Source organism: Sorangium sp. So ce363, from assembly GCF_051520435.1.
Classification (GTDB): Bacteria; Myxococcota_A; Polyangia; order Polyangiales; family Polyangiaceae; genus Sorangium; species Sorangium cellulosum_B.
In genome coordinates this window covers 10,726,551-10,737,621 of record NZ_CP150333.1, presented here as the reverse complement: position 1 = coordinate 10,737,621, position 11,071 = coordinate 10,726,551, and the positions used below count along the sequence as shown (strand labels likewise).

7 protein-coding genes are annotated in these 11,071 nt (G+C 71.0%); 4 read left to right on the top strand and 3 right to left on the bottom strand.

From position 1 onward, the window contains the following. Window positions 1–2: 2 nt before the first annotated feature. On the bottom strand, window positions 3–956 hold the full coding sequence (locus WMF12_RS40405; protein ID WP_437742072.1) for an ArsR/SmtB family transcription factor: 954 nt from the start codon (window positions 954–956) through the stop codon (window positions 3–5). 565 nt (window positions 957–1,521) lie between these two features. Between WMF12_RS40405 and WMF12_RS40400 the strand changes: the two genes are divergently transcribed. From WMF12_RS40400 to WMF12_RS40390, 3 genes are all read left to right on the top strand, one after another. Then, complete coding sequence (locus tag WMF12_RS40400; RefSeq protein ID WP_437853829.1) at window positions 1,522–3,543, top strand: arylsulfatase; 2,022 nt, start codon at window positions 1,522–1,524, stop codon at window positions 3,541–3,543. A gap of 80 nt (window positions 3,544–3,623) precedes the next feature. Beyond that, window positions 3,624–5,942 carry a multiheme c-type cytochrome gene (locus WMF12_RS40395; RefSeq protein ID WP_437853827.1) on the top strand — a complete coding sequence of 773 codons (2,319 nt, stop codon included), beginning with the start codon at window positions 3,624–3,626 and terminating at the stop codon, window positions 5,940–5,942. A 109-nt stretch (window positions 5,943–6,051) separates the two neighbouring features. After that, window positions 6,052–7,152, top strand: coding sequence for an aldo/keto reductase (locus WMF12_RS40390; RefSeq protein ID WP_437853825.1), 1,101 nt, complete (start codon window positions 6,052–6,054; stop codon window positions 7,150–7,152). Window positions 7,153–7,715: 563 nt separating this feature from the next. On the opposite strand, the gene WMF12_RS40385 is transcribed toward WMF12_RS40390, so the two are convergent. After that, window positions 7,716–8,057: a hypothetical protein gene (locus tag WMF12_RS40385; protein ID WP_437853823.1), complete on the bottom strand. Its 342-nt coding sequence runs from the start codon at window positions 8,055–8,057 to the stop codon at window positions 7,716–7,718. A gap of 324 nt (window positions 8,058–8,381) precedes the next feature. Here WMF12_RS40385 and WMF12_RS40380 point away from each other — a divergent pair, with 324 nt between their 5' ends. Then, window positions 8,382–9,077 carry a nitroreductase family protein gene (locus WMF12_RS40380; RefSeq protein WP_437853821.1) on the top strand — a complete coding sequence of 232 codons (696 nt, stop codon included), beginning with the start codon at window positions 8,382–8,384 and terminating at the stop codon, window positions 9,075–9,077. On the opposite strand, the gene WMF12_RS40375 is transcribed toward WMF12_RS40380, so the two are convergent. Continuing rightward, window positions 9,074–10,726 (bottom strand): protein kinase domain-containing protein, encoded by a 1,653-nt coding sequence (locus WMF12_RS40375; RefSeq protein WP_437853819.1) that lies wholly within the window; start codon window positions 10,724–10,726, stop codon window positions 9,074–9,076. The two genes, WMF12_RS40380 and WMF12_RS40375, sit on opposite strands and share 4 nt — an antisense overlap. Window positions 10,727–11,071 lie beyond the last annotated feature (345 nt).

The following is an 11,071-nucleotide window of genomic DNA, read 5'->3' as shown; positions in this document are numbered from 1 at the left end:
GATCAGCCTCGCTTGGCGCTCTTGGAGGGACCGGGGGTCGGCTTGTCGGCGATGGCGAGCACGACCTGAAAATGGGGTTTCTTTGTCTCGCGGCAGGCGACTTCGGACGCGGCGACATCGAGCTTCACGCGGGTGAGCATGGCGCGGATGTCGGAGGGCGAGAAGCCGGGGTGGCGCTCGCCGTAGGGGACGGTGATCTCCCGCTGCTGGTGCGCGTCGAGCGACAGGATGACCACCCGACCGCCCGGGCGGAGCACGCGGGCGCACTCTTCCAGCGCCCGCGGCGGGTCCTCGGCGTAGGTCAGCGTGTGAAACACGAGGACCGAGTCGAAGGAGGCGTCTCCGAACGGCAGCGCCTGGACATCGGCGACCTGGACGCGGACGTGGGGCTGGGTCGAGAACCGCTCTCTCGCGGCCTCGATCATCCGGCTGCTCGAGTCGATACAGGTGAGCGAGCGGCAGTAAGGCGCGAGCGCGCTGGCCGCCGCGCCGTCGCCCGATCCGACGTCGAGGACGTCGCCGAGGCGGAGCAAGGCGGCGATGCCGACCGCGAGCGACTGCCATGTGCGGCCCGGGGAGTAGTGCCTCTCCATCTCGCCGGCGAAGGATTCGGGGAGGCCGCCGCGCCGCTCGGCGTCGAGCTCCAGGAGGCGCCGCTGGTCGCCTTCCAGGGTCGGGTCGGGCGATTTCGTTGCCTCATCGAGGAGGGCCTTCGCCGTCCCGGGCAGGGTATCGACCGCGAGCGCATAGAACGACTGCGGCCCCTGGCGCCGATCCCGCACGAACCCAGCCTCGCGGAGCCGCCCGAGGTGCGTCGAGACGCGCGACTGCGCGATGCCCGTCACGCGAACCAGATCCGTCACCCGCAGCTCGCGCTCGCGGAGGAGCACGCAGAGCCGTATCCGGCTCTCGTCCCCGAGGAGGTTCAGCGTCTCGATGTATTCGGAAAGACTCATGTATTCATGTATCTCGATGCGCGAATGTCATAGAGGCCCCGGCTGCCGGAGTCAAGCGCGGCGGTGCCCGAGGATCCACGAACGCTGGCCGCCGAGCTGGGCCCGGAACACGGGCAGGGCCTCGGACCGCCGCTGTTCAGGACGATCCGCTGGCCGCGAAAATTGTCTTGTATAACGTCATGTGGTCCGTTATAGCGGACGCATGTCTCCTTTCCTTGTGGCCACGCGGACGTTCGGCGCGCGCTCGGGGACCGCAGGCGCGTGCCGTCGAGCAGGTGCTCATTGCTGTTGCTGTAGTTAGCCGCATGCGCCGCGGCGCGAGCTGCGGCGAGGAGAACAGCGAGGCAGCGCACCGGCGTCCCGGTGACGCGCCACGCTGCCGTTCGTCGTGACGGCCGGGTCACGCGGCTCGTCACTGTCCGAGTTCGCCCTTCTCGCGGCGCGTCCGGCTGGCGTTTGGCCAGGGCGCGAGCCGAGGCGTCCCTTCGGGATCACGGCGGAACCTCGGATCCGACGACGTTCGACTCCGGCATGCGGCGCTTCCAGCACTCCCAAGGAGACAGGTATGAAGCGGTTCTTCGAACGTCACCGATGGATTGGTTCGGCGCTCGCGACCGGGCCCTGGTTGCTCGCCACGCTCCTCGGTCCGATCGGTTGCGGGAGCGACGACGACTCCGGCAGCGGTGGCAGCGCCGGTCAGACCGGCAGCTCGAGCGTCGGGTCGGGCGGTTCCACGGGCAGCACCGGCAACGCCACGAGCGGTGCCGGCGGCGGTGGCAGCTCGGGTGAAGCTGGCGCGACGGGCGAAGGCGGCGGCGGTGCTGCGGGCACGGGCGGCGGCGGCGCCGGCGGTACGGGCGGCAGCGGCGCCGGCGGTACGGGCGGCAGCGGCGTCGGCGGTACGGGCGGCGGAGATGGCGGTGCCGGCGGCACGGGCGGCGGGGGTGGCGGTGCCGGCGGCACGGGCGGCGGAGATGGCGGTGCCGGCGGCACGGGCGGCGGCGGCACGATCGTCGAGTTGCCCAACATCGTCACGATCGTGGCCGACGATCTCGGCTTCTCGGACCTCGGCGCGTTCGGCGGCGAGATCACCACACCGAACCTCGATACGCTCGCCGCAGAAGGCCGCATCCTCACCGGGCACCGCTCCGGATCGCTGTGCGCGCCGACCCGCGCGATGCTGGTCTCGGGCACCGACAGCCACGCCGTCGGGCTGGGCCGCATGGGCGGTGGTACTGGACCGCAAGCAGGGCAGCCCGGCTACGAGGGCTACCTGACCGACAATGCGCTGTCCGTCGCCGAGATCCTGAGAGACGCCGGCTACCATACGTACATCGCCGGCAAGTGGCACCTCGGCGACACGGAGGATCAGAGCCCTCCGGCGCGCGGCTTCGAGAAATCGTACGTCCTGCTCCCCGGCGTCGCGACGTTCTTCAACGAGTTCGCCGACCCGCCGACGACCGCGCAGGCTCGGCTCTATCGCGAGGACGGCGTGTACACGCAGCCGCCGCGCGACTTCTATGCGACCGAGTTCTACACGGACAAGCTCATTCAGTACATCGAGGGCAACCGCGCCGACGGCAAGCCGTTCTTCGCGTTCGCGACGTACACCACGCCGCACTGGCCGCTCCAGGCGCCGCCAGAGTACATCGACAGGTACCGCGGCCGCTACGACGCGGGCTACGACGCCATCCGCGAGCGGCGCCTCGAGCGGCTCAAGAGCCGCGGCGTCGTCCCCCAGTCGTTCACGCCGAATCCCCGCTTGCCGAGCGGCGGCAGCAACCCGAAGACCTGGGAAGAGCTGACGCCGGAGGAGCGGATCTACGAGGCGCGGCGCATGGAGATCTACGCCGCCATGGTCGAGAACCTCGACGCCAACATCGGCAGGTTGATCCAGTACCTCAAGCGGGTCGGCGAGTACGAGAACACCTTCATCTTCTTCCAGTCCGACAACGGCGCGGAAGGTGGCAATCGCGAGGGCTTCGCCGCCACCGACCCGAGCCGCTCCGGCGCGGTGGAGAACTCGCTCGAGAACCTGGGTCGACCGGGCTCGTACATCGGCGTCGGACCCCGCTGGGCCGAGGTGAGCGCCACGCCGTTCCGGCTGTGGAAGAGCTACACGACCGAAGGCGGCATCGCCGTTCCGGCCATCGCACGGCTGCCGGGACAGCACCAGAGCAGGCCGCAGTTCGACGGGACCACGCACGTGATCGATTTTCTGCCGACCGTGCTCGAGCTGGCCGGTGTGCCCAACCCGGGGAGCACCTACAAGGGCAGGGAAGTCGAGCCGATCAGCGGGCGCTCGATCCTGCCGGTGCTCGAAGATCGGGCGACCGGCCTGCGCGCGCCCGGGGAGACGTTGATCTGGGAGCACGGCAATCACCGCTACGTGATCCGCGACAACTGGAAGCTCTTGTGGCTCAGCGCGCCCTATGGCCCGACGCCGCGCGCCTGGAGCCTGTTTGATCTGGCCACCGACCGCGGCGAGATCAACGACGTTTCCGCGGCTCATCCGGACGTGGCGGCCGAGCTCGCCGCCGCGTGGGCGCAGTACGCCACCGCCCGCGGCGTCATCCTCACCGAGTAAACGCGCACCCTGCCGCACGCGAGGCCCGGGCGTCTCTGCGCGACCCGCGTCTCGCGGCGGCGCTCACCTCCGCTCCGCACATGGCCGATTCCCGACTCGTTCGCTCGTGGCCCATCGCTGTCCTGACCCTGGCGCTCATCGGGCTGGTGGTCTGGCGCGCGTCCACGAGCGCGTCCTCGCTCACGCCGGCCGACGCCTCCACGGCGAGCGCTTCGGGGGCGAAACCCGGGGCGGCGCGCGGCGGCGCCGCGGAGGCCTCGCCGGCTGCCGCGACGCCGGTCGGCCTGGCGGAGCGCTCGCCGGAGCGCACGGCGGCCGGCTTCGTCGGCAGCGACCGCTGCGCGCCGTGCCACGTCGAGGAGCACGCCGCGTGGCAGGGCTCGCAGCACGCGCGGGCCATGCAGCACGCGACCGCCGCCACCGTGCTCGGGAACTTCGACGGGGCGCGCCTGCGTTACGCCGGGCAGGTCCACCGCTTCGATCGCCAGGGCGGGAAATACTGGGTCACCACGGACGGCCCCGACGGCCAGCTGCACCGCTACGAGGTGCTGTACACCTTCGGCGTCGAACCGCTCCAGCAGTACCTCGTCGCCGGCCCGGGAGGACGCCTGCAGGCGCTGCCGTTTGCGTGGGACGCGCGCCCTCAAACACGCGGTGGGCAGCGCTGGTACCACCTGCACGAGCGCGAGAGCGTGCGCGCCGGCGACGTGCTGCACTGGACCGCCGCCAGCCAGAACTGGAACCACATGTGCGCCGAGTGCCACTCGACGCACGTCACGAAAGGGTATGACGCGGCCGCGGATCACTTCACCACCACCTGGTCCGAGATCAGCGTCGGTTGCGAAGGTTGCCACGGCGGCGGCGCGCGCCACCTCGACTGGACCAACGCGAGGACGCCGGACCCCTCGAAGGGCCTCGACGTGCGCTTCGACGAGCGCAAGGACGCCACGTGGACGCGGCTGCCCAGCGGCACCGCGCGGCGTGGCAAGCGCGCCTCGAGCGGCACCGAGAGCGCCACGTGCGCGTTCTGCCACAGTCGCCGCGAGACGCTCTCGCAGCCGTTCCGGCACGGCGCTCCGCTGCTCGACAGCGTGGCGCTCGAGCTGCTGACCGCGCCCTTCTACACGCCCGACGGCGTGATGAGCGACGAGGTCTTCACCTACGGCTCGTTCCAGCAGAGCAAGATGGCGAATGCCGGCGTGACGTGCAGCGACTGCCACGAGCCGCACTCCGGCCGTCTGCGCGCCGAGGGCAGCGGCGTGTGCGCGTCCTGCCACGAACCGGCGCGCTTCGATGTCCCCGCGCATCACCACCACGCCGCGAACGCCGCCGCCGCGAACGCCGCCGCCGCCGCGAACGCCAGCGTCACGCCCGCCGCTCCGCGCTGCGTCGATTGCCACATGCCGGCGCGCACGTACATGGGTGTCGACGTCCGTCACGATCATGGCTTCCGGGTGCCTCGGCCGGATCTCTCGGTCCGCCTCGGGATCCCGAACCCATGCACCGACTGCCACGCGCAGAAGCCCGCGAGCTGGGCCGCCGACGCCGTGCGAGCCTGGCTCGGCCGCCCCGCGCAGGGCTACCAGACCTATACCGAGGTCTTCGCTCTCGCGCGCACCGCGCCCGGCGACCCGGCCGTCGCCGCTGAGCTCCAGCGGCTCGCGACCGACGGCGCCCTCCCCGCCATCGCGCGCGCCACCGCGCTCGCCTCGCTGCGCGCCGCACCGACGGCCGCTTCGCTCGCTGTTCTCCGCGCGGCGCTCGCCGATCCCGACCCGTTGCTACGGCGCGCTGCGCTCAGCGCGCTGGAGGGCTACGACCCTCGCCACGCCGCGGCCATCGCCGCGCCGCTCCTCACCGATCCCGTACGCGGCGTGCGCGTCGAAGCCGCGCGTGTGCTCGCGGGCGTCGATCGTCGCGCCTTGCCCGAGCGCGCCGCGCAGGAGCTGGACGGAGCGTTGCGCGAGTACATCGCCACGCAGACCCTCCACGCCGATCGGGCCGAGGCCCAGAACAACCTGGGCCTGATCTTCACCCGCACGGGCAAGCCGCGCGACGCCGAACACGCCTACCTCGCCGCGCTTCGCATCGAGCCCGGCTACGTCCCCACCTACGTGAACCTCGCCGACCTCTATCGCGAGCTCGGCCGCGACGCGGACGGCGTCGCGCTGCTCCGGCGCGGGATCACCCGCCTTCCCGAGCAGGCCGAGCTGCTCCACTCGCTGGGCCTCGCCCTGGTCCGGCAAGGTCACCAGGATCAGGCGCTCGAGCCGCTGAAACGCGCCGCCGAGCTCGCGCCAGAGCAGGCTCGCTTTCATACCGTCTACCAGGCCGCGCTGACCGCCATGCGGTCCTCCCCCCGGGCTGCTCACGCCCAGCCGCGTCTCGAACGGCCATGAGCTCCTCCACCCCCCCAGCGGTCACTACGGTGGGCGTGGGCTCATGCCTGTGTTCGCATGGCATGTCCCCTGCAATCGGGCTTCGTCCTGAAAAGGAGCGTTGCCTGTCATGACGAAGCGACCTTCTCGGCGGACCTTCCTCCACGCCGCGGGCGCCAGCCTCGCGCTCGGCGCGTGTGCGGGGAGCGCGCAGCTGCGGCAAAACGCTACATCCCCGGGCGCGGGCGCTCCGGAGCCTCCCGAGGGGCCTTCCTCCGGAGCGCCAGAGGAAGAGGACGTCGCGCTGCCGGCGGGCGGCGTGATGCCGACGAGGACCCTCGGGCGGACCGGCGTGAAGGTCAGCCTCCTCGGCCTCGGCGGCTACCACATGGCGGTCCCCACGGACGAGCAGGAGAGCATCCGGCTCGTTCGCTTCGCGATCGATCACGGGGTCACCTTCCTCGACAACTGCTGGGACTACCACGACGGCAAGAGCGAGGAGCGCATGGGCAAGGCGCTCCAGGACGGATACCGCAGCAAGGTCTTCCTGATGACCAAGCTCGACGGCCGCACCCGGGCGACCGCCGAGGCGCAGCTCGAGCAATCGCTCCGGCGGCTGCGCACCGACGTCATCGATCTCGTGCAGATGCACGAGATCATCCGGATGAGCGATCCCGAGCAGATCTACGGGCCCGGCGGCGCGATGGAGGCGCTCGTGGCCGCGAAGAAGGCCGGCAAGATCCGGTTCATCGGCTTCACGGGGCACAAGGACCCGGACATCCACCTCGCCATGCTGAAGATGGCCGAGCGGCAGGGCGTCCCGCTCGACACCGTGCAGATGCCTCTCAACGTCCTGGACCCCCATTACCGGAGCTTCGAGAAGGCGGTGCTCCCGGTGCTGACGCAGCAGGGCATCGGGGTGCTGGGGATGAAGCCGTTCGCCGGCGGGGAGATCGCGAAGGCGGGCGTGGTCTCGCCGATGACCTGCCTGCACTATCCCATGAGCTTGCCGACGTCGGTGGTCATCACCGGCTGCGACAGCCTGGGTGTCCTCAAGCAGGCGCTCAAGGCGGCTTACACGTTCCAGCCGCTCGGCAGCGAGCGCGTCTCGGCGATCCTCTCGCGCACCGCCGAGCTCGGGGCCAGAGGGGAACACGAGCATTTCAAGACCACGGAGCGCTTCGACGGCACGACGAAGAACCCCCACTGGCTGACGACCGCCAACCTCTGAGCGGGAGCCCTGCGGAGGCTCCCAACACAAGGGGGGCAAGCCTCGCAACGGGCGTCGCCGCGCAGGCGCCCTGCTCCTCCGCCGGCGCCCCGCGCGCGCCAGCCGCCGCACGTGCCCGAACGTGTGGATTTTCTAGCCTTACAAGAGAGAGCGCCGCCGACGGCATCGATCGATTGTTGAACTACCGTCGCTTTCCCAGGAGAGTGAATGAATCAGGGTTGCATGTCCGACATGGCCGGCCGCCTCGCCGCCCAGGCGCGGGCCCATGTCCGCATGGCCGGCCGCCTCGCCGCCCAGGCGCGCGCCCATGTCCGATATGCCGGGGTGTCTGGTCGAGCACGCGCCGGCCATGTCGTCCGGGCGTTAACACTGCTGCGGGAAGTCGGAGGGGGAAGCGAACGGCCATGACGCCAAGGGCGCCAAGAAACCAGGGAACTGGAGTTTCGAGGGGCTGGAAGCGCCGCCCCCAACCATCACCGGACGTGTCGAGCCCGAGGTAACTCGCTCGTCGTGCAGCCCGGAGCGCACCGGTTCGGAGGACCCGGCGCGCTCCCCGCGGGGCTTCAGTGGTGGAGGAGCCACCGGGCGAGCGGCGCCCAGACCTGGTCGATGGCGTCCGCGGCGTAGAGCGGGTCGCCGTGCCCGAAGTCCTCGTCCTCGCGCGCGGGCGTGAGGCGCCTGACGACATGAGCGGTGACGTTCGTGGAGGCGATGAGCGTGGTGGTGTAAAGGCCGTAATCGCCGAAGCGGCCGGCGGCCCCGAGGTAGAAGAGCGGCTCCTGGATGTCCTCCAGGTGATCGGTCAGCGGGACGGGGGCGTCGCCGCACCGCCGCGGTCTGGGCGGATACGCCCGCCAGGGCGGGTGATGTCGACACGGCGGGCGCCTCTCGGCGGGTGCGGCCAAACCGCGGGTCCGCGGCCCGGCCGCGCGCCAGTTGCTTCGGCTCACCCTGGTGCCATTCGAGCGTGAGGACCCGCCGGCGGTGCACGATGTACAGTGGTGCGCCATGTCAATGAATCACGAACCTGTTCGACGACTTGCCCAGGATGGTGGATGGCATGTCCTGCCCACTGCGATGTGAGATAAGATGCCCCTTGCCTTCCGGAACCCATTGGCTTTCACTATCCGTCCGAGTCGGTTCCGCTCTGCCGCGCGGCGATTCGATCCTGGCCAAGTCGTCGATTAGGATTGTGATTTCAATGAGCAGATCTGGAGAGGCAGGCGATCATGGACGTCTATGAGGCAGTCAGGAGCCGACGGGCGGTGCGCGGATTCACCGACCAGCCCGTCTCGAGGGAGGTGCTGGAGCGCGTGTTATCCGCAGCGGCTTGGTCGCCATCCGGATCGAACCTCCAGCCGTGGAACATCTACGTGGTGACCGGCGCGCCGCTGGCTGAGCTCAAGAGGCTCGCCGTCGAGCGCGTGGCTGCGGGCGACCCCTGGGACGAGCGGGAGTACGAAATGTACCCGCCGGGACTGAAGTCCCCGTACAGAGAGCGCCGATCCGCCTTCGGCAGGGAGCGCTACGCCTCGCTCGGCATTGCTCGCGAGGACTGGGAGGCGCGGCAGAGGGCCGCGATCGCCAACTGGGACTGTTTCGGCGCGCCCGCCGCCCTGTTCTGCTACATCGACCGTGACGTGGGCCCGGCCCAATGGGCCGACACCGGGATGTATCTGCAGACCGTCATGCTGCTGCTGCGCGCCGAAGCGCTGCACAGTTGCCCGCAGATGGCGTGGTCGCAGGTTCGCAAGACCGTCGCGCAGGTCCTGTCACCCCCGGACGGGCTTATCCTCTTCTGCGGCATGTCGATCGGCTACGAGGACCCCACGGTCGGTTACACCCGTACGGGCCGGGCGCCGCTCGACGAGACCGTCAAGTTCATCGACGGTTCTAGTTCGCGCTCTTCAGGGACGGGACACTAGAAGCCGAAGGTCGGATCCTTCTCGGAAGCGCCCTTGCTGGAGGGCGCCCCCTGAGAGGGCCGCCTGGCCGGGGGAGGCGCCTGCGGGCGCGCAGGCCTTGCCGTGGCCTTTGCGGCGCCGGGTGGGGGGGCGGCCGATGGGGGGGGCGCCGAGGCGGAGGCCGCGCTGGTCGGGGCCGACGATGCCGGCGTGGCGGGGACAGCGCTCGCGTCCGGCGGAGGCGGGGAAGGCACCTCCTCCACCCGTGTCGGCGGTGCGGCGGACTTTGGAGCGTGGGGCGATGACGTCGCCGCAGGGGCCGCGGTGACCTCGGGAGCAGGCGAGCGAAGCAGGACGACGGCGGCGATCCCCAGGCCGACCACGAGCACGCTGGCAGCCACGGCGAGCACCGCCCGCGACGGGGCGCGACGATCCACGGGCGGGGGCAGCGCGCCTCCCACGGCCTCGAGCGTGCCGCTGGCGGTCAGCGTGCCGCCAGCGGCCAGCGTGTCGCCCGCGCCCACCACGCCACCCGGGACCCGCGTGCGGTCCTCGACGACCGTCCCGCCCGCCGCCAGCGTGCCGCCGGCGGTCACCGCGTCGTCCAGGGCCACGGTGCCACCCCCGACGCCCGGCGCGACGCCGTGAGCCGGCGGGATGCCGAGAGCCTGCGCGATGCCGTGAGCCGGCGCGATGCCGTGAGCCGGCGCGATGCCGCGAGCCGGCGCGGCGCCGTGAGCCGGCGCGACGCCATGCGCCGGCGCGACGCCGTGAGCCAGCGCCTCGGTCGAGTCCAGCGAGTCGCGCGAGTCCGGGACCGCCGTGCGCTGCACCGCCGCGGCGAACGCGCGGGCGAGCTCGCTCGCGCTCTGGAATCGCTCCGCGGGCTCGCGCTTGAGCGCGCGCTCCAGGAAACGATCCAGCTCGGGCCAGAGATTCGGCGCGAGCTGCGAGGCGACCGGGATGTCGCCCGTGCAGATCTCCACGAGCACGTCGCCGAGCTCTTCGCCGGGGAAGGGCAGCTGGCCCGTGAGGCACTGGAAGATGATCACGCCGAGCGACCAGAGATCGCTGCGGAAGTCGATCGTCTTGCTCCGGCGCACCTGCTCGGGGCTCATGTAGTGCGGCGAGCCGATGAGCGTGCCGGTCTTCGTCGCGTCGGCGGCCAGCCCGGTGCCGATCGCCTTGGCGACCCCGAAGTCGAGGATCTTGACGACCTCCTCGCCCTGCCGCGCGAGGAAGATGTTCGCCGGCTTGAGGTCGCGGTGGATGAGCCCCACCTCGTGCGCGCGGCGGAGCGCCTTGGACACCTGGCTCACGATGCCGAGCAGCTCCTCCGGCTCGAGGCGCCCGTGGCGCGCGAGGTACGCCGCGAGGTCCTCTCCCTCGAGCAGCTCCATCGCGAGGTAGGGCGTGTCGCCCTCGAGGCCGTAGTCGTAGACGTGGACCACGTTGGGGGTCCGGAGCTGGGCCGAGGCCTTCGCTTCCCGCTCGAACCGCGCGCGCGCGACGGGGGAGTCGGCGTGCTGCGGCATCATGAACTTGAGCGCGACCTCGACGTCCAGCTGGAGGTGCCGGGCCACCCAGAGAAAGCCCATGGCGCCGCCCGCCAGCGGCCGCTCGAGGCGATACTTCCCACCGACGACGCTCCCCGCTTCAAGCGACAGCATGCGATCGAGCCTTCCGCGTCCCAGCGTCCTTCCGTTCGGGCCTCCGCGGTCTAGCAGAGGCCGGGGCCCATGTCGCGCTCCTTACAGCGGCCGGCATCTCGCCTCATCATGCCACGGGCGCGGCGACGCGACGAAGGCCGAGCGCGAGCGGGCTGCTGTCGCATCTTCTCCTCCCCCGCATCGGCAGGCTTTTCGCCCGACCCCATGGGCGCTCCGCGACCTCGAGGCGAGGGGTCGATGTCGCTGAAGAGGGAGGAGCTGCTCTCGCCCAGGTGACCCAGGCTTCGCTCCGTGCATGCAATGATGGTGAAATTTTCCGACTATTCAGGCGTTCGGCACCCGCCG

What these genes read in the sequence shown, in the direction of transcription:
- WMF12_RS40395 (WP_437853827.1), top strand. Translation starts at nt 3,624, where the DNA reads ATGGCCGATTCCCGACTCGTTCGCTCGTGGCCCATCGCTGTCCTGACC.
- WMF12_RS40375 (WP_437853819.1), bottom strand. Translation starts at nt 10,726, where the DNA reads ATGCTGTCGCTTGAAGCGGGGAGCGTCGTCGGTGGGAAGTATCGCCTC.
- WMF12_RS40405 (WP_437742072.1), bottom strand. Translation starts at nt 956, where the DNA reads ATGAGTCTTTCCGAATACATCGAGACGCTGAACCTCCTCGGGGACGAG.
- WMF12_RS40390 (WP_437853825.1), top strand. Translation starts at nt 6,052, where the DNA reads ATGACGAAGCGACCTTCTCGGCGGACCTTCCTCCACGCCGCGGGCGCC.
- WMF12_RS40400 (WP_437853829.1), top strand. Translation starts at nt 1,522, where the DNA reads ATGAAGCGGTTCTTCGAACGTCACCGATGGATTGGTTCGGCGCTCGCG.
- WMF12_RS40380 (WP_437853821.1), top strand. Translation starts at nt 8,382, where the DNA reads ATGGACGTCTATGAGGCAGTCAGGAGCCGACGGGCGGTGCGCGGATTC.